Raw genomic sequence first — 26,826 nt, forward strand, 5'->3', positions numbered from 1 at the left:
AACAGTTGCCATTTCAGCACCTTATTTCTAAAAGACAACCATGTCATCTGCTGATCATTTGGTCACCAGATACAAATTGTCAACCCGTGAAAGCGCTGTCTATACTAAGGGGGCAATGAACGGCACCGCGGCTGCAATGGCCCGGTTCCGTCATGAAGCTTAAAGGGAGGTTATAACAGATGAATACAAAATGGCCAAGGCTGTTGGCCGCTTCTGTCCTTACCGCTGCAATGGCGGCGGGATGCAGCAGTGAGGGCGGCACGAAGGAGGCTTCCACCGCAGCGCCTTCCGCTGGCGCATCTTCCGGTCCGTTGACGTTATCCTATTGGGTTGCCATGTCCGGAGATGCGGCACGGTCGCTGAAGAGCTTGGGGGATTCTATGTTCTTCCAGGAGTTGGAGAAGAGGACGGGAGTCCACGTTAATTTCCAGCATCCTGCCACGGGCAGTGAAAAAGAACAGTTCAATCTGATGATTGCTTCGGGCAAGCTGCCGGATGTGATTGAATCCGATTTTACAACCTATCCGGGAGGACCGGAAAAAGCCATTACGGATAAGGTCATCATTCCTCTTAACGAGATCATTGAAAAACATGCTCCTAATTTGAAGAAGTATCTGGATGAGCATCCCGACGTGAAAAAAGAAGTGGTGACAGACAACGGCACCCTCTATGCGTTCCCGACCATCGGCATCGGCAATACCCAGTCCACCACCGGTTTCGTGGTGCGTAAGGACTGGCTGGATGAACTGGGTTTGACTGCGCCGGAGACGGTGGATGAGTGGACACATGTACTGCGGCAGTTCAAGGAAAAGAAGGGGGCCAAGACTCCCATGACCTTTACCCTTAGTGAGCTGAACCTTGACCGCTTGAATGGGGCATACGGCATCGGCTATTCCTTCTATCTGGACAATGGCAAGGTGAAATACGGCCCGTACGAACCCGGCTACAAAAATTACATGGCGCAGCTGAATGCCTGGTATAAGGAGGGGCTCATTGATCCCGACTTTGCCGCCCAGGACACCAAGGCTAAGGAAGCCAAAATTACCAATGGCACTGCGGGAGCCTTCCCCAGCTATATAGGCCCCCTCGGGAAATATTTGCTTGCCATGCAGCCGGCCAATCCGAAGGTGGATTTTGTTGCCACCCAGCACCCGGTATTGAAAAAAGGCGATCAGCCCACCATCTTCTCTGCAGCCTACACCTACCGGGGACAGGGCAGCGCAGGCATTACAACCGCCAACAAGAATCCGGCAGAAACCGCCAAGTGGCTGGATTACCTGTATTCGGAGGAGGGGCATATTCTGAAATCCTTTGGCGTGGAGGGAGTCACCTTCAATATGGTCAACGGGTATCCCACTTACACGGACCTGATTTTGAAAAATCCCGACAATCTGTCCGTAGCGGAAGCCATGTCCAAATATTTGCGCGTTGCCACACCTTCCCCCGGCTTCGTCGGCGATCCCCGTTACGGCGAGCAGTACAATTCCTTTCAGCAGCAGAAGGATGCCAGCCAAACCTTTAATGTCTACTTCCAAAACCTGGAGAAAACCCGGATGCCACGGGTGATGGAAACAACGGATGAGGGCCAGGAGCTGTCTTCCCTGATGTCGGAAATCGAAACCTATCGAAGTGAAATGTTCCTGAAATTTGTCATGGGAGCGGAGCCGCTGTCCAATTTCGATAAATACCAGGCTCAATTGAAAAGCATGAAAATTGAACGTGCTATTGCCATTAAGCAATCTGCACTGGAACGCTATTATAAACGCAAATAAGCACAAAGAGGGGGAACGCCGCCTGTCAGGGGCTTCCCCCCGGATAGGAGGCTGCCAAGGTGAATCTGCTCATCAAGGACTACCGCAAGCATAAATACCTGTATCTGATGATCCTGCCCGTTGTGGCTTATTATCTGATCTTTCACTATGCCCCCATGTACGGCGCGATTATCGCTTTTAAAAACTACCGCATCGGCCAAGGGCTGCTGGAAAGCCCCTGGGTGGGATTTCATCATTTCACAGAGTTTTTCAACAGCTATTATTTCGGCCGCCTGTTAAAGAATACCCTGTTGTTGAATGTGTACATGCTGTTATTTTCATTTCCCGCTCCGATTATGTTTGCGCTCCTGATCAATGAAATCGGCAACCGTTTTTTCAAACGCGCCGTGCAAACCATTACGTACTTGCCCCACTTCATCTCGGTGATCGTCGTATGCGGCATGATTACACAATTCGTGGCCCGGGACGGCTTCATTACCGATCTGCTGGTTTGGTTGGGCATGGAGCGGACGGCCCTTCTGGGACATCCCGAATATTTCCGCACGGTGTATGTCATCTCCGACATCTGGCAGAGTGTGGGCTGGGGCTCGATTATTTATTTGGCGGCGATTACCGGAATCAATCCCGAGCTGTACGAGGCCTCCCGGATTGACGGGGCGTCCAAATGGAAGCAGATTCTGCATATTACCATTCCCGGAATTGCTCCGATCATCGTCATTCTATTTATCCTCAAAATCGGACATATGCTGGACGTGGGCTTTGATAAGATCATCCTGCTCTACAATCCCAATACCTACGCCACAGCGGATGTGATCAGCACCTTCGTCTACCGCAAGGGGCTGGGCGAATCCAGCGATTTCAGTTATACCACGGCAGTGGGGCTGTTTCAGTCCGCAATCAATTTTATTCTGCTGGTTTCGGCCAACCGAATCAGCGCCAAAGTGAGTGAGAACAGTCTATGGTAACCAAAATGGCGGAAGCGGCGGCAACGCCGGCGGTTAAGGGTGCGGGCGGGCTCCGCAAAAGCAAGGGCGAACTTTTGTTTCAAATGGTCAATACGCTGTTTATGCTGCTGATGGTAATCATTACTTTATATCCGTTCCTTTATGTGGCTTTTTCGTCTGTCAGCGAATCGCGGCAGCTGATGTCCCACACCGGGCTTCTGTTGGGGTCCAAAGGATTTACCTGGACGGCTTACAAAATGGTATTCAAAAACCCCAATATCATCAGCGGCTACCTGAACACCATCCTCATCGTGGGGATCGGTACGACAGTGAATCTGTTGATGACCAGCCTGGGAGCCTATGTGCTGTCCCGCAAGGGTGTGCCGTGGACCCGACCGATCATGCTGCTGATTATTTTCACTATGTTTTTTTCCGGGGGGCTGATCCCCTCCTATCTGCTGGTGAACAATTGGCTCCATCTGGGCAATACGCTGCTGGCTGTCATTATCCCCGGCATGATCTCCACCTGGAATTTGATTATTCTGCGGACCTCCTTCGCATCCATTCCGGAGGGGTTGATTGAATCGGCGAGAATCGACGGCGCAGAGGATTTCACTATTTTGTTCCGGGTGGTGCTTCCCTTATCCCTGCCCGTTATGGCTGTAATGGTTCTGTTCTATGCGGTGGGCCACTGGAATGCCTGGTTCGGAGCCATGATCTATCTCCGGGAACGGAGCCTCTTTCCGCTGCAGCTGATACTCCGGGAGATTCTGATTCAGAACAGCACTACCTATATGTCCGGAAATGCGGCTACTGAAGATGTTGAAGCTGTAAGCGAAAGCATTAAATATGCCACTATTATTGTCAGCACCTTGCCTATCCTTATGGTATATCCGTTTCTGCAGAAATATTTTGTCAAAGGGGTTATGGTCGGCTCCGTCAAGGGCTGATGGGGGAATGAATCCGATAGCACGGAGCTGTTATTCACGGGAATGGCCGGCGATGCTATGATTGATCCGTTGACGGATGTTTTGTGCTGCCGGCTTTACCTCTCTGGGGCAGAACCGGCAGGAGAAACTGCGAAACGGGAGGATGGCGGGCATGCAGGCTGGAAGAATAAGCAAGGTTCAAAGCAGGTGGCTGGGGTCTTATGCCATTGTGCTGCTGATCCCAATTATAATGATGGCGGCCACCTATTTTCAGAGCCGCCAGGTGATTAAAGGGGAGATTGACAAGGCCAATTCCGCCCTGCTTCTGCAGCTGCAGCAGGAGATCGACAATTATATTGATTTTGCCAACCGGCTGACTGAGGTTGTGTCCCTGAATACCAATGTAGGTGCTCTGATCCGCAATCAGGCGGAGGTAGGAACCGAGGAACGGCTCTCCATGGTGAGGGCATTGGCTGATTTCAAGGCCTATAACATTGCCAAACGATATGTGGATCATTTTTATCTGTATTTTCATGAGGCTGACTACATCCTTGGGGACAATTCCCACTATGAAACAGCCGCTTATTACGATCTGTATATTCGGCCCACGGGCCTTACGCTGGAGGAGTGGAAAGCCCGTTTGACCCAAGCGCAATGGGGCAGCTTCTCCAATTTGTACGAAACCGGCGGGGGAGATCCCGGGAAAATTGTATATGCCCAATTGCTCCCCATATATCAGGGGAATTCTTCAGCCGCCACCTTGGCCGTCGAATTGAATGAAGAACAGCTTAGAACCTCCATGAGCAATATTCAAACCTATAATGAAGGCGTTATCTTTATTGTGGGCGCTGACGGCCGGCTTCTGTCCGCTTCCGGGGAAACCGGCGAGTTGGGCAAGGTTGAGCTGGCGTTATGGAGCGGCGGTTCCGCGAGCGGAAACATTTCGACCCATTGGGGGAAGGAGGAGATGATCCTATCCTATGTGCAGTCGGAGCGCACGGGCTTCACCTATGTATATGCCCTCCCGTCCCGTCTGTATAGCGAAAAGGTGGAGTATGTCCGAAATATAACGATTCTGACCCTTGCCTTAGCCGTTATAACCGGGTTGGCTCTCTCCATTTTTATGGCCAGCCGAAATTATCATCCTCTCCGGCGTTTGGTCCGCGGGGTGGCTGAACGCAGTAAGCTGAACCCGCAGGATCTGGCGCTGGTCAACGAATATGCGTATCTGGAGGAGGCCATTGACCAGACTCTGGACAGCAATAAGAGGATGAATCAAATGCTGGAGCGACAGAAAAAAACCATTCGCTCCAACAGTCTGGTCAGGCTGCTGAAGGGAAGGGTGGAGGGCAGCTTTCCGCTGGAGGAGGCGCTGTCCGGTTACGGTGTCCGCTTCTGGTCCGGAGGGATTGCAGTGCTGCTGTTTTATCTGGAGGATTACAGCGGCTTTTTTCGCCAGGATGAGCAGGATGAGGGAAACAAGCATGATTTGGTCCACCTGATTGTGACCAATATTGTGGAGGAGCTGGCCGGGCAGGAGCATCAAGGCTGGATGACCGAAATCGACGAGCTGCTGGCATGCGTGGTCAATTTCAGGGAGGGCACCGGTCAGGAGGAGGCTTTGGAAAGCCTAAAGCGTCTGGCGGAGGAAGCTCAGCGGTTTATCGGCAGCCGGTTCCATATCCATCTGTCTATTTCGGTCAGCTCGGTTCACAGCGCCGTGGCGAAGCTTCCCGCCGCCTATCAGGAGGCGCTGGAGGCCATGGAATACCGGATGCTGCTGGGCGTTCAGTCGATTATCTGGCATGACAGCATCAGGCATCAGGAGCTTGCCTATGCTTACTCCATGGAGAAGGAGCAGATACTGATCAATTATATCAGCGCCGGCGATTATCACTTGGCCAAGGAGACGCTGGACGAAATTATCGACAGCAATTTGTCCCAGCCCCGCATTTCAGTGGATATGATCCGCTGCCTGATGTTCGATATGTGCAGCACGATGATGAAGGCGGCCATCGAGGCCAATCTGGAGCGCTCCGAGCTGTACAAGGACAATCTGCAGGCGCTGCAGGAATTAATGAACCGGACCACGGTTTCCGGCATGCGCGAGCGGATGACTGCCTTTCTCGGCAAGGTATGCGGCCATGTCCAGGAGCGGCGGAAAAGCAATAAATCCCGCTTAAAGGAAGGAACGCTGGCTTTTATTGCCGAGCATTTCCGGGACCAGACCTTAAGTGTAAGTACAATCTCCGGGCATCTGGGGGTACATCCCTCCTACTTGTCCCGTTACTTCAAGGAGCAGACCGGGGATACCCTGACCGATTACATCAACCGCTACCGGCTGGAGCAGGCCAAGCCGCTGCTTCTCCAGGACAGCATTCTTATTAAGGACATCAGTGATTCTGTAGGGTTTTACAGCATCAGCACCTTCATCCGCTTGTTCAAAAAGTATGAAGGGCTGACCCCCAGCGCCTACCGGGAGAACAACAAGGCGTAGAGCGATACACCGGATCTGATCCAATGCAAAGGCTGTCCCCCAAAGTCATACAAATGACGGGGGACGGCCTTTTTGTCAAAGTTTCGGAGGCATAAACGGGGAAGCTGCCCAACTTCTTGACAAACGTTGATATGAAGGCGGAAAAATTTACAAATTCTTAGCGGCTAGATTACCTTCTATTAATTGAAGATTGGTAGAATTCAAGCAATATAAAATATAGATTAGTGACAGAGAGGAGAAAGGGAGCATGCTAAAACTTGTTGCAAACAAGACAAGGAAGTGGGTAGCTGCAGTATTGGCGGTCATTATGCTTGCCGCAGCAGCAATTCCATCTTCCGGCATAGCGTTGGCTAAGCCAGATAACTCCAATGTGGTCATTTCCCAGATTTACGGAGGAGGGGGGAACAGCGGCGCTATATACAAGAACGACTTTATTGAATTGTATAATCCGACGAGCAATCCGGTCAGCCTGGATGGGTGGTCGGTGCAGTATGCCAGTGCCGCTGCTACGGGAAGTTTCAGTAGCTCTAACTCTGTAGCGCTCAGTGGAACTATTGCCCCAGGCGGCTACTATTTAATTAAAGCAAAAGCAGGGACCACCGGCTCAGCTACGACAGACTTGCCTGAGCCAGATGCCTCTAACACCAACCTTGATTTAAGCGGAACCAATGGCAAGGTTGCTCTTGTCTCCAGCACAAATGCACTAGGTACAATAGACGGTGCCGCCGTTGCGAATAATGCCCTCATTGTGGATTTTGTGGGATACGGTTCCGCCACTCTTTACGAGGGCGCTGGCGCCACTCCTGCCCTGAGCAACCCTACGGCCGCGATCCGCAAGCCGCTTGCATCCGGAATGCCCGGAAACAGGGGCTTGGACACGAACGCCAATAGCGCAGATTTTATCACGGGGACGCCTGATCCCCGCAATTCCTCCTACGGTGGTCAGGCAGTGGTGGTGCAGCAAGTAACAGCCGTGCCTGCTGCCAACGCATGGCCAACCGGCACCCCAATTACATTAAGCTCCCCGACGGTTGGCGCGTCCGTATATGCCAAGATTTATAGCGCAGGCGAGCCGGGGGCTGCTTTCCAGCTGTCCACCGGTTTCACTCTGGACAGACCGGTGACGGTGGAAACCTACGCGACTATGCCTGGGTACGAGCAGAGCGATTTGTCTACGTATCAATACTCGCTTTTGGAAAAGGTTCCATTGCCTGAGGCCCGGACCGCTCCTGTGGGGCGCAACGTCTGGACGGAGGGAGTCGTTACTCATGTAAACGGACAGAAGACGTATATTCAGAAGAATGATACGGCTCTTGTCTTGTACGGTTCTTTTACCCCTGCCTTTGAGACCGGGGATTATGTAGAAGCTTTGGGCAAAATGGCCAACTTTAACGGCCTTCAAGAGCTGGAGCCCGTGACAGGTCTTCCTGGCGAGGTGGTGTCCAAGAACTACCCTCTTCCGGCTCCTCAAACGGTAACCTATGAGGCCTTGTCTGCCGCTAACGGTGAAAGCTACGAGGCCGAGCTGGTCAGCTTGGAGAATGTAACTGTCACCTCTAAAAGCGGCACCGTGTGGGTGGCGGAGCAGAATGGCGGCACCTTCTCCATCTATTCTGCCAGCAGTAAGATAACGGCAGGAAAAATCTTCGAGAAAATTACCGGCTTCATTGAGCAATACAATACCGGCTACCAATTTATTCCGCTTAACGATAACGCCTTGGTAGAGAATCTGCTCTCCGTTACGGCTACCCCGGGAGCCGGACGGATTGTCCCCGGCGGATCGGTTGCCCTCGCTTCTCCTGCAACGGGAGCCGAAATCCGGTATACACTGGACGGCACGGAGCCGACTGTAACCAGCACGCTGTACCAGGCTCCCATTGTCATTACGGCTGATACCACCATCAAAGCGGTGGCAGTTTCCGGCGGCAACGTAAGCAGTGTGTATACCTTTGCCTATACGCTGGCCAATGGGGAGCTGCGCATCCGGGATATCCAGGGTTTGTCCCATACTTCCGGCTTTGACAAGCAGGAAGTGACAGATATCGAAGGCATTGTCACCCAATATGGCTATACCTTCAGCAGCGGAGCATATAAGGGCTTTTTCATCCAGGACCCCCAGCCTGACAATAATCCCGCCACCTCCGAGGGCATTTATGTTTATAGCACTGACGCAGCGAAGAAGCCTGCCATCGGCGACTTGATCCGCGTCAGTGGGACGATTGCGGAATACAACGAGGGCAGCGACAGCAATCTGACCTCCACCCAGATCAGCTATCCCGAATGGGAGGTCGTATCGCATGACAATGAGCTTCCTGCGCCGGTAGTGCTGGGAGCGGCGGGACGGCGGATTCCTTCTTCCATCGTGGACAATGACGGTCTCAGCCAGTTCCAGCCGGAGGAGGACGCCATTGACTTCTTCGAATCCCTGGAGGGCATGCGGGTCACAGCTCCCCAGCCGACCATCCTCAGCCCTTATTGGGCGAGCAGCGGTACTTACAACATTCCTGTCCGCGTGGACAATGACAGCAACGATGCAGTCACACCCGCAGGCGGTCTGGCCCTGAAGGAATACCTGAATTACAATCCCCAGCGGATTCTGATCGCTTACGGCAAACCCGGCCAGGAAGTGGGCACCGGCGACAAGTTCGCGGGCGATATCAACGGTGTTATCGGCTACAACAACGGCAACTTCAAGTTAATTCCGGCCCACAGCAATCTTCAGACCGACGGGGGTTTGCCCTCTATTGTCGCCAGCACCTTCGAGCGGGAGACAACCGGAATCGTTACGGACCTGGACCAATTGCGGATTGCTTCCTACAATATCGAGAATTTCAGCGCCAAAACCGATCAGGCCAAAATTGACGGTATCGCCAAAACTATTGCCGATAATCTGAAGGCCCCGGATATTGTCGGTCTGGTGGAGGTTCAGGATGACAGCGGCGATACTAATGACGGTACCCTTGAGGCTGCCCAAACTGCCGCTGCCCTGATCAGCGCCATCTCCGCGGCAGGCGGACCGGCATACAGCTATACCGACGTTGCTCCCGCTCCAGGCAATCTGGACGGAGGAGCGCCCGGAGGCAATATCCGCACGGCATTCCTTTACAATCCCGCCAGGGTGACTTTGGCTCCCAGCGTCGAGGAACGGAAGGGGGAAAGCACGGAAGCGGTGGTCTATGACGCCGCATCCGGCAAGCTGTCGGTAAATCCCGGGCGGATTGCCCCGGAGAACGCCGCCTTCAGCAGCTCCCGCAAGCCTCTTGCCGCCCAGTTTGAATTCCGCGGTGAGAAGATCATCGTTATCGCCAACCATTTCAACTCCAAATCCGGGGACAACGGTCCCTTCGGCGGCGTTCAGCCGCCCCAGCTGGTCAGCGAAGCCCAGCGCCACCAGATCGCCCAAGTGGTGAACGGCTTTGTGAAGTCGGTGCTGGCTGCCGACCCGGATGCCAATGTGGTAGCATTGGGCGATCTCAACGACTTTCAGTTTACGCCCACAGTGGACAAGCTGAAGGGCAACGAAATGTTCGATCTGATTGACCTGCTTCCCAAGCATGAGCAGTATACGTACACCTACGACGGCAACTCCCAGGTGCTGGATCATATTCTTGCGACGAATAGTCTGGCTGCCCGTTCTCAGGTAGACATTGTCCATGTGAACGCTGACTTCCCGGAATCCCGGGGCCGGCTCTCCGACCATGATCCGGTTTTGGCTCAGATGGATCTTGTGGGCGACAAAACAAGCGGCAGCATCAAGCTGCAGCTGCTTAGTGTCAATGATCTTCACGGAAAGATCAACGACAAGTATTCGGAAGCCACGCTCAAAACCGACATTGACGGCGACGGAGTTCAATCGGCGGATGTATTCGCCGGCGGCATGGATTATCTGGCCACAGCCATCAAGGCGCGGGAGCTGCAAAACCCCAATACACTCCTCCTGCACACAGGGGATATGATAGGGGGCAGTCCGCCGGTTTCCGCCCTGTTCCAGGATGAGCCGGTAGTGGAAATCATGGAGCAGATGGGCTTTGATGCGGGTGTGGTAGGCAACCATGAGTTTGACGAAGGCACCCGGGAGCTGCTGCGGATGGTCAACGGCGGCTCTCATCCCAAGGGTGATCCTAACTACAACGGGCAAAATTTCCCGCTGCTTGCGGCCAATGTGGTGTATAAGGATGGTGAGAACCAGGGCAAGCCGGTGCTGGACCCTTACGTCATTAAGCGGGTGGAAGGAGTGCCGGTAGGCTTTATCGGCGTGGTCACCCAGGAAACCCCCAACATCGTCATGCCTGCGGGGATTCAGGACCTCAGCTTCATTGATCCGGCGGAGGCAGTCAACCAGGCTGCGGTAGAGCTTAAGGCTCAAGGCGTGAAGGCCATCGTCGTGCTGGCTCACATGTCCGCTTCCGGTTCGGGAGAAGCTGTGTCCGGAGAAGCGGTAGACCTGGCCGAGGCGGTGGATGATGAGGTGGATGTGATTTTTGCCGCCCACAATCACGCGCTGGTGGACGGAACGGTGGACGGCAAGCTGATCGTTCAGGCGTGGGAGTACGGCAAGGCCTTCGCCGATGTGGATGTGGAGATTGACCGGACCACCGGGGATATTGTGAAAAAAGAGGCGGAGCTGGTCTATAACGTGCAGCAAACTGCCGACCCGGCCGTCAAGGCCATCATTGACCATTATGTAACCAAAGCCGCGCCGTCCATGAACCGTATTATCGGCAATACGGCCAATGCCATGATGAAGGATTATCCCGGCATGGGCATCGGCGCCAACGGGGACCGGGCGTTGGGAAATATGATTGCCGATGGCATGAAGTCGGCCATGAATGCGGATTTCGCCCTGATGAACGGCGGCGGCGTCCGGGAAAACCTGGATGCGGGGGAGATCACCTGGGGCGAGCTGTATGGCATTCAGCCCTTCAACAATGTGCTGATGAAGCTGGATGTCACCGGGGAAGGCCTGGAGGCCATCCTGAATGCGCAGTTGGGCTCCCACAGCCAATATGGACCGGACTTCCATGTAGCGGGCTTCCGTTACACCTGGTATAGGGATGACGCGGACAACCGGAAGGTGCTGGACATCACCCTTCCCGATGGTTCGCCTATCGATAAGACGAAGGATTACACGGTGGTGGTCAATAATTACATGTATACCTCCGTGACCAACCCCAAGAATGTGGAGATCAGCCGGAACGGCAAGAATCCGGTCACAGGTCCGGAGGATCTGGATGCGACCGTGGATTTTGTGGCCGGCTTCGGCGGCACGCTGAGCTATGCTCCGGAAGGAAGAATTCTTGAGGTGGTGAAGCCGGGTGTAGTTGCCCCATCGCAGGTTTCCATCCTCTACTTCAACGACGGCCATGAAATCATGCCGGTTGTGGACAGCTACGGCAACCGTGGCGGCGCAGCCAGAGTAAAGACGGTTATCGACCAGGTGGCCGGGGAGAAAATAACCGCGTTTGGCGGAGACTTGGGTGGCGGCACGCTGTTCGGCGGCGTATTTAAGGGCCATCCCATGGTAGATGCCTTCAACGGGTTCCCGGTGGATCTGGCCAATTTCGGCCAGCATGATTTTGACGGCGGTGTGGATAACACGCTGAAGCTCATCAAGGGGTCGCAGTTCTCCTGGATCACCTCCAATCTCAAGGGGGAGGACGACAAACCTTTTGCAGACCTGCCCACCTATAAGGTTATGGAGAAAAATGGCATTCGTGTCGGCTTTATCGGCTTGACCAGCGCCATGGACACCACCATCCGCGACAGCCGGGTGAAGCAGCAGGAGGTAATTGCCTCCGCCAAGGAAGCCGTGGCCCAAATGAAGGCGGAAGCCCAACCGGACATCATTCTGGCCCTGACCCAGGAGCCGGTGGCAGATGATCAGGCTTTGCTGGAGGCCGTACCGGAGATTGCGGCTGTCTTTACGGAGGAGCAATCCGAAACCGAAACCGGCGTGTATGAGCTGGAAGACGGGAGAAGGTACATTTTCTCCCCCCAGGGAAATATGGGCTCTGTTGTCCAACTTGTTATTGCCCGCAATAGCGACGGCACATTGGCTCTATCCCATCACGTGTTAAAGGTGGACGAAAATGTAGCCGAGGACGCCGGTATTGCAGAACTGGCTGCCGGCTATCAGGCAGAGCTGGAGGTCAAACTGGGTGCGAAGGTAGCGGTAGCGGCCCATGATTTTATTTATGGGGAAACCCATGAGTCCCGCCGCCAGGAGACGGCCATTGGCAATCTGATTGCCGATGCCTACCGGGATTATTACAAAACGGATGCGGCCTTTGCCAATGGCGGAGGCATTCGCGCCAGCATTGCCAAGGGAGATGTGACGTTGAAGGCGATCCGCAGCGTGTTGCCCTACGGCAACAAGATTGTGAAGGTGGAAGTAACCGGCGAGGTCATTTGGGATGCGTTGGAGAATGGCGTTTCCCAGGTGGAAACGAACAACGGGCGCTTCCTGCAGGTATCCGGGCTGGACTATGCCTATAACACTGCGCTTAAGCCAGGCAGCCGGATCAAGCATGTCACCTTGAACGGAGAGCCGCTGGATAAGAGTAAAACGTATACGCTGGCCTTGTCCAATTACATGTACACCGGCGGAGACGGCTATACCATGTTTGAGGGTGCCCGGACTTTGGTGTCCGCCGGCGATGCCCTGTCCGATGCCGAGCTTCTGGCGGCTTATGCGGCCAAGAAGGGAACGCTGGATGTGGATGTGGAAGGGCGGATTGCCATCTACCATGACGGAGAGCTTCCGGTGTGGCCGGAGGATGCTGCGGTAAAGGCGGTTGACGTTACCGACTCCTCCGTTCTGCTGCAGTGGACGCCTGCCGCCGATAATGCGGCCATAAAGGAATACCGCATCTACCGCGATGATGCTCCGGCAGGAACGGTGAGCGCTTCGGTATATCAAACAGCGGGCGAGTCCCGGCTGTATGCCTACCGGGTTGAAGGCTTATCCTCCTCAACCCGATACACCTTCCACGTGAAGGCCGTGGATACCTCGGAGAATGTTACAGACCAAGGCCTGACTGCCAGTGCGACAACGCAGGAATCGGAAACCGGGGATTCCGATACTGCGCCTGCGCCGAGCAGCCCTGGAGGCACAATCCCTCCCGCTCAGGAAGGCGTGAAGCTGGAGCCTGTCACTACTGCGGAGGGTGTGCAGCTGAAGCCTGAAGCGAAGGATATGAAGGAAGAGGCAACGGCGGACGGGCGCAAGGTATCCGTGCTGGCCCTGGCAAGCGACAGCCTCAGCAAGGCGGTTGCGGCAGCAGGAAGCGGCGCTGTGGTAATCGATTTAAGCGGAGCGCCGGAAGCGACTGTGAAGCTGGGCTTCCCGGCAGGAGCTTTGGCGGATGCCCCGGAGGGCGCCATCATCCGGATTAAAGCCTCTGCCGCACACAGCTATGATTTGCCGGTGTCGGTGATCAAACCGGCTTCGTTGGCCGCCGCATTGGGCGTTTCGGCAGCGGATCTGAAGGTGAGCATCACGATTGGCGAAGCGCCGCAAGCGTTGCGGAATAAGGCGGAGGCGGCTGCCTCCGGCCAGTCCCTGACCTTCCTGGCCGAACCGGTCTCCTACGTCATTACTGCGGAGGCCAATGGAAAGTCGGTGGAAGTCAACCATTTTGGCAATGTGTATGTAAGCCGGACCTTTACGCTGAACAGCGTTGTAAATGCCGCAACAGCCACTGCGGTAGCGGTGGATGAAGCTACCGGCGCGTTCAGCTTCGTGCCTGCGGTGTTCCGGAACGAAAACGGTACTACGGTTGTCACGGTGAAGCGCAGCTCCAACAGCACCTACGCCATTGTCCAAGGGGCGGCGCCCGAGTTCGGCGACCTGAAGGACCACTGGTCGCAGCCGGAGGTGCAGCTGTTGGCCGCCAAGCTGGTTGTGAACGGCCAGGCGCAGGGAGTATTTGCGCCGGACGCCTCCATTACCAGAGCGGAGTTCGCCGCTCTTCTGGTCCGAGCCCTGGGGCTTGTGCCGGATGCCTCCGGCGTAAGTGGAGCAAAGGATGCGGCTTCGGGAGCCTGGTATGCAGGCGTTCTGGGTACGGCCGTGAAGGCCGGGCTGATGGAGGGTTTTGAGGACGGCACCTTCCGTCCTGAGGCTCAGATCACCCGCGGCGAGCTGGCCGTGATGGTCAGCCGTGCCATGAAGGCTGCCGGGAAGCCTGCGGCAGGCGGGGATCTGCAGTTTGCGGATACGGCCGCCATTCCCCAATGGGCCCGCGAGTCCGTATCCGCCAGTGTTGAGGCAGGCATTATTCAGGGAGCGGAGGATAACCGCTTCGCTCCGGCCCGCCAAGCCACCCGCGCCGAGGCGGCAGTTATGCTGAAGCGTCTGCTGCTGGCTGTGGAATTTATAAACGGCTGACCGGTTCAGCCTGTGCAATCCAAGGAGGCCCTTTGCGGTTCAGCCGCAAAGGGCCCTTTTGGCATGGGCGGCAGATTTCCGCCTCCGGGTTTTCCGCCACCGCAACGCTTCTCTGCCAAACGGTTCAATGGATATGAAAGGTAAATTGCGGTAAGATGGTAGGCATAGCATAGATAGATGAGAGAGCAAGGCAGGAGGAGGGAGAGGAATGCCGAATACAGAGCTGCCGTCCGGAACCGAACCGCGTGTGATGAGCCGCCGGACATTTTTGAAGAGAACGGGCCAATTTGCGCTGGGCCTGGCTGGCCTGGCTGCTTTGGGAGGCAGCTATGTGACGGCTGTGGAGCCGCGCTGGCTTCAGGTGGTGCATACCCGGCTGGCGTTGGCCCGGATTCCTCCGGCTTTTCAAGGCACGCGGATTGCCCATTTCAGCGATGTCCATTATGAGTTTCATTTTGGCCCCGGCCGTCTGAAAAGTCTCGTCAACCGCATCATGAAGGAGAAGCCGGATCTGATCTGCTTTACCGGAGACCTGGTGGACCGCAAGATCGGAACCAGCGGGGAGGAGATGACCTCCATTCTCGCCAAGCTGGACGCGCCGTTGGGGAAATTCGCCGTCCTCGGCAACCATGACTATTATTTCAATGACAAGGAAGTGGCCGGGGTGCTGCATAATGCCGGCTTCCGGGTTCTCCGCAACGAGACGGTGCGCATTGAAAAGGATGGCGCCTTCATGGCCATGGCAGGGGTGGAGGATTCCAACCGGGGGCGCCCCAATATCAATACCACCCTCCAGGGAGTGGGCATGGATGAGTTTATTCTGCTGTTGGCCCATACGCCGGATTATGCCATGAATACGATGGTGCATCCCATTTCCCTGCAATTGTCGGGACACAGCCACGGCGGCCAGGTGCGGCTGCCCTTTCATGGGCCCTTGGTGCGGGTCCCCGGGGCCAAGCGTTATCCCGACGGTTTGTACCGTCCGCCGAACAACGATATTTTCCAGCTTTATACCAACCGGGGCGTGGGGGTTACGGGCATTCCCGTCCGGTTTTGGTGCAGACCCGAGCTTACCATCCATACGATAGTCTGAAGCAGCGGGCGGCGGAGGGGATGCGGGAGGCTTCCGGCCATTGTGCGCAATCCTATCGCATATTCTCCCGCTTTTGGTGTACAATGCAGATAATGCAATGCACACAAGCTTAAGATGGGGGAGTGGCGGATCGATGGGAGTAAAATTCAACCGGGAATACAACGATATTGTCGAAGAGCTGACAGACGCTCTGATGGATATAGAGGGCTGCCATGAATTTTTTGAGATGGAGCAGGAGGAGTGGGGCCGTCTGAAAACCAGGGAGCGCCGGGATTGCCTGCGCACGCTGTCGGATGATCTGTTCTATGGCTTGGGCACCGAGTCCTTTATTGAGCTGGGGGACAGCCTGATTACCTGGCACCGGCAGAACCACACGATTACGGTGAGCTATCCCGTCAAAACCACCCGCACCATTGCGCTGATCTAAAGAGCGGCCGGGAGAGAGCTGGTCTGGCTGCTGCGTGATCAGCTCCCCGGGTCAAAGGCTGAGCGGGGGGCTGGCTTGCGCGGAGCGTTGCTTCCAATCCAGGCGATACGCATATGAACCGGCTCCTTTGCATTTGAGCAAACGGAATGTCGGTTTTTTTGCGCCAAAAAAGAGGCTGTCCGAAAAGTCAAATGGGAGGAATAAATATTCAGCAAGCTCCAATCTCTCCCGGAAAAAGGCTGTCTTGAAAGCTTCAAACACGTTCTGTCCGCTTTTTGTTAAATGGGAGAAACGCTAATGAATCTATGCATCGCTATTTGACTATAGGTAGGCGTGTTTGAAATCTAACGAATCGTAGGATCGCTATTTGTCCGAATTTGTGCCGAACTGCGCTCAACCAGGCGAATAACGCGATATAGATTCGTTAGATTTTTTATCATGCCCGTTTTCGCGAAATAGCGTGATAGAGATTCGTTAGCCAGCTTCCGCTTGTCCTCAGACGTATGCTTCCGAAGCTGGTTTTTCCTACAATCCTTTACCTCCCGCTCCTTTCTGCCGAATATGGATTCACCTTGGCGTACTTTTCGGACAGCCTCCTGTTCTATTTACAGGCGGCCGACAGTCTGCCCGGCATAGAAGCTGCCTGCCACCCGCGTATGCTCATAAGGTTGATTGGGATGGGCGATCCGCCACAGGATGCGATCCGCCGCGCGGTAGGCGGTTTCCTTGATCATCAGCAGCGAACGCGTCAATTCCGGCAGCTTCGGCATCGCTTCGTTCATCAGGCCGACCAGCGAGCAGTCGCCGGGAATGTCCACTCCCTTCCGGCTCAAGGCATGGTACACCGGGCCGCAATCCTCGTCAATGCCCACCACAACTGCCGTCGGTTTGTACCGCTCATATTCGTCGGCGAACGCCTCCGCCGTTGTCTGCCGCGCTTCCAGACCGCATTCTCCCATCCAATCGCGGTACGCCTGCCAGCGCAGCACATATCCCCGTTGGGAAATCGTATCGCCGACATACAGGATGCGGCGATGGCCGCAGCGCACCAGGTAATCGGCTATTTGGCAAACCGCCTCGCATACGTCCCAAACCACGCTGTCCACCTGCGTTAACGGCTTGGCGTAGTTGATCAGCACTTTGGCGATGGGCAGCTCCAGCAGCCTTGCCTCCATCTGGCCGGAGATCAGGCGCGGCGCAATAAACAAGCCATCCGCATGAAGCAGATGATGCTCGTCCACCCACGCCTCGAACGCCCGCTGCGACAAATCCTCATTGAGCACAAAGCTGTCCAACTGATGGTCATATTGGCTGAAACGCTCCTTCAGTCCGTCCAGCAGCAGCCGGTTATAGTTCATCGACTCCCGGGACTGCACCAGAATAAACCGCAGCCGGAAGATCGGATAAGGCGCAATCCCTTGCCGCGCCATCTCGCGCGCCTGCTGGGGAGACAGATACCCGCTGCGGTAAGCCGCGCGGATCACCGTGCTGCGCGTTTCCTCCGACATGCCGGGCATGCCGCGCAGCGCTTTGGAAATCGTCTGAACGGACAACCCCAGCTCCTCCGACAAATCGGCAAGTGTAATCGGCTTGCGCTTGCTCATCTTCGCACCCTCTCATGTTTGCTAATGCTATTTTAAACTAAAGTTAAACTATATTGAAGGGAAAAGCCGCTTCTATAATAAGGGTAACTACTGATGGAAAGAAGGGTTTACATGAGTCAGCAAACACCTCAAATCCTTGATACCGATATTGTCGTATGCGGCGGCGGCCCCGCCGGCATCAACGCTGCGTTGGCGGCAGGCAGAAGCGGCGCGAAAACGCTCTTGATCGAACGCTACGGTTTTCTGGGCGGCATGTCCACGATTGCGCTGGTCTATCCGTGGATGACCTTCCATACCGAAGGAGGCAAGCAGGTGATCGCCGGCATTGCCCAAGAAATCGTCGACCGGCTGCAGGCGGAAGGCGCGTCTCCCGGCCATGTGCGGGATACCGTCGGTTTCGTCAATACCATTACGCCATATGATCCCGAAATATACAAAACCCTCATCTTCGACATGCTTCGCGAAGCCGGCGTAACCATCCTGCTGCACAGCTTCGTGGACGATGTGACAGTGGACAGCGACCGGATTGCTTCGTTGTCGATTACCACCAAGTCGGGCCGGATTACAGTGCGCGCCCAGCAGTTCATCGATGCCAGCGGCGATGCCGATCTGGCCTGGCTGTCCGGCGCTCCGTGCCTGCAGGGACGGGACGGGGACAAGCTGACCCAGCCGATGTCGATGAAGTTCCGCATGCGCGGCGTCGATCTGGGACGGGTCAAGCAATATATGATCGATCATCCCGGGGAATTTTACAAAAAGACGCCTGTTGACGAGCTTCCGCAATTGCCGCTGTCCGGCGTGCTTGGTTTCTATAAGCATTGGCAGGCGGCCAATCTGCCGATCAACCGCGATCAGGTGCTGTTCTTTACCGGGCCCGGGGAAGATGAAATATTGGTCAACACAACCCGAGTGCAAGGGCTGGACGGCACCAACGTCATCGATCTGACCGAAGCGGAGGTGCTGGGGCGCAAGCAGGTGCGGATGGTTGCCGACTTTATGATTCAGAATTTGCCCGGCTTTGAGCGCGCTTCGATTTCCTCCGTCGGCGCCCAAATCGGCATTCGGGAATCGCGCCGGATTGACGGCCAATATGTGCTTCAAGCCGAGGATGTCATCAGCGGCCGCAGCTTCGACGATTGCATTGCCAGAAGCGGCTATCCTATCGATATTCACGATCCGTCCGGCAAAGGCGTAACGGCCGCCTGGGTACAGGGCGACGGCGCTTATGACATTCCTTACCGCTGCCTGCTGCCCAAAGGGATTGTCAACCTGCTTGTTGCCGGCCGCTGCATCTCGACGTCCCATGAAGCGTTGGCCACGACGCGGCTGACGCCAAGCTGCATGGCCACAGGGCAAGCGGCGGGTACGGCGGCCGGCCTTGCCGTCAAGCATCAATGCCTGCCAAGCGACGTTGCAATCGACGAGCTTCAGAGCGAGCTGCGGAAAAGCGGGGCTCTGCTCAGCAGCGAGGACTCTGTAAGGGAGATGCGGGTATGACATTCACCGAAGAGCGGGTGCTGAACGGCGATCATTGGACGTTCCGGCCGATTGCGATGGATTATTTCGGCTATGAGCTGGATCATCCGGACCGCTGGAAAGCGCCCAGTCAGGACCATACGTTTATTCGCCGCGCCCTCGAACGCCCGGGCAACGACTGGACCAGCGAGACGCCCGTTCGTGTGCCGATGTCCTGGACCTCGTGCAGCTCGGACCCGCTGTCGGAGGACGCAACCGGCGATTTTGACTTCCCCTACTTCTGGCAATATGTACACAAAGGGGAATATGCCACAACCTTCGACATCCCGGAAAGCTTTGGCGGCAAACGGATCAAGCTGCAATTTATGAGCGTCAATTTCAAATGCTGGGTTTATGTCAATGGTACGCTGGCCGTAAGCGATCCCGCCTGCCCGGCATACACGCATCTGAATAAACATCCGTTTGAGGTGGACATTACCGGACTGGTGCAGACGCCTTCGACCGCCAACCGTCTGACTGTCGTTGTGCAGGACTTTACGGCGGCCTTCGCCGGCTGCTTCCCTAACGAAGACAAGCCTGACACGCCGGAGGACGGCACCTTCTATCCGCTTGGCGACCGTTCGGAATATTACAACAAGGATCGCGGCTGGCGCAATCTCGATACCGGCCTGATTGATGATGTGATCCTGAAGGCCGTGCCCCGCCTGCATGTTCAGGATGCTTATGTGGTCACCTCCGTCTCGGAGGGCGACATTCGCGCCCAAGTCACTGTACGCAATGAGGATGGCGGCGACCGCAGCTTCCGCATTCAGGCCAACGTCCATGAACACCTCGGCGGCAGGCACAGTCTAAGCTTCGAGCCGACGGCCGAAATAACCGTGCCGGCAGGCCAAAGCGTTACGGTCGAGCTTCATCAGCGTTGGGATGATCCAACGTTATGGTGGCCCCATCGGCCGTTCCTGTATGATTTGCGGCTGGAGCTTGCCCAGGACGAGGGTGTTGTGGCCAGTTCTATAACCCGCTTCGGCTTCAGGCAGGTGGAGGTGGTCAAAAGCGAAGACGACGATGCCCGGGGCATTTACCTGAACGGCAGGCGCGTCCGCCTGTTCGGGGAATCGGTGGAGCCGACCCGCAAGGACGGTTATACGGAGGGGGTTGGCACCAGCGGGCTTTATTTGTACAACGCCCAATATTGGACCCATCTGATCCGCACGGCCAAAGCGATGAACATCACGGTGCTGCGCACGCATCGGGGCATGTGGGTGAAGCGGCTGTTCGAGATTGCCGATGAGGAAGGCATGCTGATGATCGCCGAAAGCACCATCAATAACGGCAATCATAACGGCGCAATCGGCACAATGGACAGCCAGCGCACCGCAATCCGCGACATGATCGTGACGCTGCGGAATCACCCTTCCATTATTATCTGGTCGCTGGCCAACGAATCGGGCTACAATGAACAATGGGCCGATGAAGCCCGCTTGCATGACCGAAGCCGCCTGCTGGTGGTCACCCAGGCCAAGCCGCGTTATCCATCGGCTTCCATGGCCGCAGCCGGCGTCTCGTACGCCTTTGGGCTGAACGGCTATTCGCCGGACATTTACGAGCGGCACAACCGGGACTGGAAGCCGCAGCCGGTATATGTGTACGAAGACAATGCCTGCTACGATCAGCCAACGGACCAAGAGCGCGCCGGCGCGGTGCTGCAGGCTATGACTATTTTCCGCGGACACCGCACCACCGGTTATGAAATCATCTGCACCTACTACTCCTTCCAGAAGGCGTTTGGCCAGGGAAGCGATCCGGCGGCGAAACGGCTGGCCATACGGTGGAGCGCCGATGAAACGGGCAACAGGGGCTATTATCCCGACTTTGCGGTGATGCCGCTGCATGATCCGTGGACCAATCGCCACCGTCCAGTGGTGCTGAATCCGATAGAAGGGTTCGCCGATTCGCCGGTGGACTATTGGACGCGCAGCTTCTCACCGGTGGCCGTATTCGATTACGACTACGACAAGCGTCTGTCCGTGCAGGCTTCCGCCAAACCGTATGTCGGCCTGTTCGCAGCCGAACGCACCGTTGCCGTACACAACGACGACTGGCTGGACGACTCCACCCTGGTTACGGTGCGGTATACGGCGGTTTGCCCGGACAGCGGCGAGACGCTGGATGAAGGTTCGTTTACGCTGGATGTGCCGCTTGGCGGAACCCGGCGGCATACGTATACGCTGCGTGTGGACGGCAGCCGCAGATTGCGCATCGACTATGCCGCCCTGAAGGCGGACGCCGTCCGCTTCCGGGAAACGATCTATCTCGGTCCCCCGTCGGAAACCTGCGGCGGCACGTATATGTCCGCGCCGGGCGGGGATGAGATCACCCTCGATCTTGCCGCCCCGGAGGGTTGCGCATACGATGCGCACGCCGTGCAATTCAATCCGTGGATCGGCCGCAGCGGCGATTACAACGTATATGTTCGCGTCTCGGAGCGGGCCATCCGCGCTGCGGAAGCAACCGGCGGTTTATGCAAAATCGAGGTGCAGCACGATACCGTCAACACAACGGCTGCGCTCCGGCTTGCGGAGGGCGTATGGCTGCCGGTGTCGCAGCACCCGCTTCACATGAACGCCGGGCGCTTCGAGAACAATATCAAGCTGTACATGGCCCCCGACCAGCTGGCCGGTTCCGATATTGCGGTAAAACTGGCATACGCGGGGGATTGAACTTAAAACGGCACTGCTTCCGACAAACGGGGGGCGGTGCCTTTTTTTGTACCCGGAGCGACCTCTATAGCCGCGATGCCCACTTTCCAGCGGACATTCGGGAAGGTTTTGTCCTTCTGACGCACACAAAACCTGGATACGAAAACCCGGTTTCTGCGACCCCTCTACCTTGGCCTGATGCGATTGCCCTGCGGGAAGCGGCTCGGCTTCTTGACAAACATAGGTTGTCGAAGGATGCCGATAGGCGTTTATCCTCGCCACAGTTGGGCGGACAGAGAATCCGTTATTTTCCGAATGTGATCCGTTTTCAGATTTACACGGACAGACGTTCCGTTATTTTGCTCCAGAAGGCATGGAATCCCCCGATTTTTCAGATTTAACGGATCGTGAGTCCGCGGGGGAGAAAAAAGGGCGGATTTTAGCGAAATAACGGAACCAGAGTCCGCGAAACTCAAACGCCAAATCTCAAACGCCAAACTCAATCGCCAAACTCAAACGTCTTGATAGACGCGCAGCTCCGAAGGACGCCCAGGCGTTTTACTCAGTTTGGGTTCGGTGTTGCAATTTTGAAACTTTTCTCACAATTGCGTCGTATAATATCCATATCAGCCTTTAGCAAAAATAGAAATAAAATGGTTTTAATGGATTTGTTTGTGAAGAGCCAATCGATGTACGTGACGAAGAAGCTTTTTTTCAAAAGGAAAGCCCGATCTATGCTTACGATGTCAGTTTTCGCTGACGCGAAAATCAGCTTATGCTTACGATGCCAGTTTTCGCTGACGCGAAAACTTTCAGGAGGTGCCGACACAACATGGAGCAGCTGTTTTGGGGATGTCTTGCCTTCGGTGTGCTGTTTACGCTGGTTACGGTGGTGCTTGGAGATCTGGTCAGCTCCGCTCTGGACGGAGCCTTGGATTTTCTTTCGCTGGATTTTCTCAATCCTACGGTGCTGGCGGTGGGGATTACCGTCTTCGGCGGAACCGGCATTATGCTGATGCGCTACACGGCGTTCCCAATGCTTCTGGCGGCGGTTGGCGCTGTGGCGATTGCGGCGGTTATTGCATTCCTGGTAGGACGGTATTATGTGTTGCCCATGAAAAATACGGAAAACTCCACCGCCTACAGCATGAAGGGACTCGCCGGCAAGCTGGGCGAGGTCATTACCTCCATCCCCGCAGGAGGCTGCGGCGAGGTGCTGGTGAAGGTGGGGGCGGGCAATTCCAACCATATTGCCGAAAGCTTTGACGGAAGCGCCATTCAGGCGGGGAACCGGGTCGTGGTGGTGGATGTGCGCGACGGCGTGCTGTTTGTGTCCCGCTTTGAAAATAACCTTTAAAAAGGAGATTGAGGTATGCCGGAATTTTTGATCATTCCCGCGATTGTAGTAGGTGTCATTGTGGTGCTGGGGTTGGCTTTTATGGCCCGGTACAAAACAGTGGGACCGGATGAGGCAATGATTGTGACAGGTTCGTTTCTGGGCACCAAGAATGTGGATACCGATGACGGCTCCGGCCGCAAAATCAAAATTGTAAGAGGCGGCGGCGCATTTATCTGGCCAATTTTCCAAGCGTCCCAGTTCCTGTCGCTGTTGTCCCACAAGCTGGATGTATCCACCCCCGAGGTGTATACGGAGCAAGGGGTGCCGGTTATCGCCGACGGCGTTGCCATTATCAAGATCGGCGGCTCTGTGGAGGATGTGGCTACAGCGGCGGAGCAGTTTATGGGCAAGCCCATCGAAGCCTTGAAGGGTGAAGCGCAGGAGGTGCTGGAGGGCCATCTGCGGGCTATCTTGGGCTCCATGACCGTGGAGGAGGTTTACCGGAACCGGGACCGTTTTGCTCAAGAGGTGCAGGGGGTAGCGGCCAAGGATCTGAAAAAGATGGGACTGCAGATTGTCTCCTTCACCATCAAGGATGTCCGCGACAAGCAGGGATATCTGGATGCCCTGGGTAAACCCCGGATCGCCGCGGTAAAGCGGGATGCCGAGATTGCCGAAGCCGATGCCGTCCGGGACGCCCGGATTCAGAAGGCCAAAGCCGAGGAAGAAGGCAAGAAGGCGGAGCTCCTGCGCGACACCAACATCGCCGAGGCGGAGAAGGAGCGGGAGCTGAAGGTGGCCGCCTTTAAGAAGGATCAGGATACGGCCAAGGCGGAGGCGGACCAGGCCTACTTCATCCAGGAGGCCAAGGCCAAGCAGATCGCCGTGGAAGAGCAGATGAAGGTTGAGCTGGTGCGCAAGGAGCGGGAAATCGACCTGCAGCAAAAGGAAATTCTCGTCCGCGAGAAGCAATATGATGCAGAAGTGAAAAAGAAGGCCGATGCCGACCGTTATTCGGTGGAGCAGGCGGCAGAGGCGGACAAAGCGAAGCGGATGCGCGAGGCGGATGCCCTCCAGTACCGGATCGAGGCGGAAGCCAAGGCCAACGCCGAGCAGAAACGCCTGGACGGCCTCGCCATTGCCGAAGCGGAGCGGGCCAAGGGTACTGCCGAGGCGGAGGTTATCCGTCTGCGGGGTCTCGCCGAGGCGGAGGCCAAGGAGAAGCTGGCGGAAGCGTTCCAGAAGTTCGGCGAGGCCGCCGTGCTGGACATTGTAGTGAAGATGCTGCCGGAGCTGGCAGGCAAGGTAGCCGACCCGATCCGCTCCATCGACCAATTGACCGTCGTGGATACAGGCAAAGGGGAAGGCGCCGCCCGGGTCAGCAATTATGTGACCGAGCTGATGGCCACCGCCCCCAAAATGCTGAAGGATGTGTCGGGGCTTGATCTGAACCAACTGATTCAGGGGCTCACGGACAAACGCGGAACACAAGGAAACGCCAAACCCGTCGTCCCGGTTCAGGAAGCTCCCGCCGCCGGGGAATAACAGAACAAGCTGCTTAAAGAAGCGTTCCGCCGGTTTTCATCTCCCCAGGGGACGGAGGCCGGAGGGGCGCTTTTATGCGTTGGCTCCCAGACCGGGGGTACATGAAATATCTGCCGCGGGGGAAAACCAAGGAACAAAGGATAATTTAGCTGCACTTAAAAATGCCGTATCCAGCACAAGCATTTTCAGGTATGATAGGGGCAGAAAGACATAATTCTACAAAATTCTGCCTAAAAAAGGGACTATAGCCATGAAAAAAGGGCAACCACTCCTATTGCTTCTTGCCAGCCTTATCGTATTATCCGTATTCGCTCCATTAGCCATACAGCCTAAAGACGACAACCAGCCTCCCGTTTCCCGGCAGTCTGAAGCCCGGGGTTCCGCCCGTGGTCTGACGGAGTGGGAATATGCCTGGAGTGAATATAATCCATCCGCCAAGGAAAGCATTCCGCAAAACGGCAGCTGGCAAAAAGCCGAACGCCTGATCAATCCTCCCGGCCGGGAGGGCCGGAAGCTTCTTTGGATGCGGACGCAGCTTCCCCGGGACGATGGATACGACCCTACCCTGCTGGTGCAAGCCAGCCAGCTCTTCGAGGTTTATCTGGAGGGGGAGCTGCTGTTTCGCCATGGCCAAATGGAGGGAGCCCATCCCCGTTACATCGGCACTCCTCCACGCATGATCGCTTTGCCGGACGATGCCCAGGGCAAGCTGCTGTCCGTCCGGATTTTTTCCGCCGGCAAGGATATCGGGCTCCTGCAGGCGCCGCTTCTGGCCTCCGAGTCGGACTTGACCCTGTACTTCATCAAAAGACAGGGCGTCCGGTTTATATTGGGCTGCTTTTATCTCATGATCGGCCTGATCTCCTGTCTCGCAGGCCTGCGGATACGCCAGAGCTATCTGTTTTCCTTCGCCGGATTTGCCGGCGCGTTTGGGCTGTACACCTTATCCAGGACCATGCTGGTGCTTTCCCTGGCGGACCTTCCCGAATTCTGGATGACCTTTGAGCTGGCCTTTCTTGTTCTGTCCGTGGCCGCGGTGCTGGCCTTCACGGAGCAGCTGTTTCCGGAATCGGCCGGCACCAGGCTCCGCTTAAGCCGGCTCCATCTCTTCGCCGGTACTGTCGGACTTCCTTTTGTGGCGTTCCATGCGGCAAGGGGAGAGATATTTCTGCTGTTTTATCAGATTCTGCTGTTGGTGAGCATCCTCATTACGGTGGTCCGCATCGGCCGCATTGCCTGGAGGAAGAAGGACAGGGATGCCAGCCAGGTGCTGGCGGGGCTGGCCGTATTCTGCGCCTTCAGCGCAGGGGATATTATCAGGCAGATGCTGATGCTGGACAACCCCTTTCCCGAGTTTTCCTATTGGGGCGGCCTTGTCTTTTTGGCCAGTCTGGTTGTGGTGATTCTGCGGAGAATCCACAGCATCCTGTTCCAGCTGTCCAACACGGAGAAGCTGTCCGTCGCCGGTCAAATGGCCGCGGGGGTGGTGCATGAAATCCGCAACCCGGTAACGGTGATTTCCGGCTACCTCCAGTTGATGAAGAAGGGAACTCAGATCAATCATGCCCCGATGATCGATCTCATGCTGGGGGAGGTAAACCGGATCAATTTGCTGGTGAATGAGTTTTTGTTCCTGGCGCGTCCATCCGATCCCAAGTTTGCCATGAAGTCCATCTGCGGCATTATCAGCGATAACTTGAGCTTGTTTGAAGCCCAGGCTACCGGAGCCGGAGTGGAGCTGGAGTTCCGCTGCCCGCCCAATCTGCCTCTGATTTCCTGCGACGAGAACCAAATCAAGCAGGTGCTGGTCAATGTGATCAAAAACGGCCTGGAAGCCATGCCCGACGGAGGCAAGCTGACGGTGGAGGTGAAGAGCGCGGCGCCTTATGTCCGCATCCTGATTACCGATACGGGCTGCGGGATCGACAGCCAGGATTTGAAGATGATCGGCGAGCCCTTTTTTACCACCAAGGAAAGCGGCAACGGGCTGGGCATTATGATCTGCCGCCGGATTGTGGACAATCATAAGGGAGTTTTCCGGATTAACAGCAAGCCGGGCCAAGGGACCGCCGTGGAAATTATTCTTCCCTTCGATCCTCAAACCACTTGATT

At 55.9% G+C, this 26,826-nt stretch carries 13 protein-coding genes; 12 read left to right on the forward strand and 1 reads right to left on the reverse strand.

The genetic code is table 11. The features are described 5' to 3' along the window. The first annotated feature begins 179 nt into the window (after positions 1-179). From DQG13_RS20390 to DQG13_RS20420, 7 genes are all read left to right on the forward strand, one after another. Entirely contained in the window at positions 180-1,772 is a 1,593-nt protein-coding gene (locus DQG13_RS20390; protein ID WP_113021623.1) for an extracellular solute-binding protein, read from the forward strand. A gap of 59 nt (positions 1,773-1,831) precedes the next feature. Next, positions 1,832-2,737: an ABC transporter permease gene (locus DQG13_RS20395; RefSeq protein ID WP_258525782.1), complete on the forward strand. Its 906-nt coding sequence runs from the start codon at positions 1,832-1,834 to the stop codon at positions 2,735-2,737. Between the two features lie 5 nt (positions 2,738-2,742). Continuing rightward, positions 2,743-3,666, forward strand: a complete 924-nt coding sequence (locus tag DQG13_RS20400; protein ID WP_113021652.1) for a carbohydrate ABC transporter permease — start codon at positions 2,743-2,745, stop codon at positions 3,664-3,666. A 151-nt stretch (positions 3,667-3,817) separates the two neighbouring features. Further along, a complete protein-coding gene (locus tag DQG13_RS20405; protein WP_181592878.1) occupies positions 3,818-6,142 on the forward strand; it encodes a helix-turn-helix domain-containing protein in 2,325 nt (774 codons plus the stop codon). A gap of 247 nt (positions 6,143-6,389) precedes the next feature. Beyond that, positions 6,390-14,531, forward strand: a complete 8,142-nt coding sequence (locus tag DQG13_RS20410; protein WP_113021625.1) for a 5'-nucleotidase C-terminal domain-containing protein — start codon at positions 6,390-6,392, stop codon at positions 14,529-14,531. Positions 14,532-14,739: 208 nt separating this feature from the next. Further along, the gene (locus tag DQG13_RS20415; protein WP_113021626.1) at positions 14,740-15,624 is read left to right on the forward strand and encodes a metallophosphoesterase; all 885 of its coding nucleotides are present in this window, start codon (positions 14,740-14,742) and stop codon (positions 15,622-15,624) included. A gap of 133 nt (positions 15,625-15,757) precedes the next feature. Then, the gene (locus tag DQG13_RS20420) at positions 15,758-16,051 is read left to right on the forward strand and encodes a hypothetical protein (protein WP_113021627.1); all 294 of its coding nucleotides are present in this window, start codon (positions 15,758-15,760) and stop codon (positions 16,049-16,051) included. A 605-nt stretch (positions 16,052-16,656) separates the two neighbouring features. Here the strand turns inward: DQG13_RS20420 and DQG13_RS20425 are convergent. Continuing rightward, positions 16,657-17,655: a LacI family DNA-binding transcriptional regulator gene (locus DQG13_RS20425; RefSeq protein WP_113021628.1), complete on the reverse strand. Its 999-nt coding sequence runs from the start codon at positions 17,653-17,655 to the stop codon at positions 16,657-16,659. A 111-nt stretch (positions 17,656-17,766) separates the two neighbouring features. On the opposite strand from DQG13_RS20425, the gene DQG13_RS20430 reads away from it, so the two are divergent. The 5 genes from DQG13_RS20430 (at position 17,767) to DQG13_RS20450 (ending at position 26,824) form a co-directional block, all read left to right on the forward strand. Then, positions 17,767-19,152 (forward strand): FAD-dependent oxidoreductase, encoded by a 1,386-nt coding sequence (locus tag DQG13_RS20430; RefSeq protein WP_113021653.1) that lies wholly within the window; start codon positions 17,767-17,769, stop codon positions 19,150-19,152. Continuing rightward, positions 19,149-21,851: a glycoside hydrolase family 2 protein gene (locus tag DQG13_RS20435; protein WP_181592879.1), complete on the forward strand. Its 2,703-nt coding sequence runs from the start codon at positions 19,149-19,151 to the stop codon at positions 21,849-21,851. Before DQG13_RS20430 ends, DQG13_RS20435 begins: the two co-directional genes overlap by 4 nt. Before the next feature lie 811 nt (positions 21,852-22,662). After that, positions 22,663-23,187, forward strand: coding sequence for an NfeD family membrane protein (locus tag DQG13_RS20440; RefSeq protein ID WP_113021630.1), 525 nt, complete (start codon positions 22,663-22,665; stop codon positions 23,185-23,187). A 15-nt stretch (positions 23,188-23,202) separates the two neighbouring features. Continuing rightward, complete coding sequence (locus tag DQG13_RS20445) at positions 23,203-24,714, forward strand: flotillin lipid rafts scaffold protein FloT (RefSeq protein ID WP_113021631.1); 1,512 nt, start codon at positions 23,203-23,205, stop codon at positions 24,712-24,714. A gap of 250 nt (positions 24,715-24,964) precedes the next feature. Beyond that, positions 24,965-26,824 carry an ATP-binding protein gene (locus DQG13_RS20450; protein ID WP_113021632.1) on the forward strand — a complete coding sequence of 620 codons (1,860 nt, stop codon included), beginning with the start codon at positions 24,965-24,967 and terminating at the stop codon, positions 26,822-26,824. Positions 26,825-26,826 lie beyond the last annotated feature (2 nt).

The organism is Paenibacillus sp. YN15, assembly GCF_003285005.1.
In the GTDB taxonomy this organism is placed as follows: domain Bacteria; phylum Bacillota; class Bacilli; order Paenibacillales; family NBRC-103111; genus Paenibacillus_AR.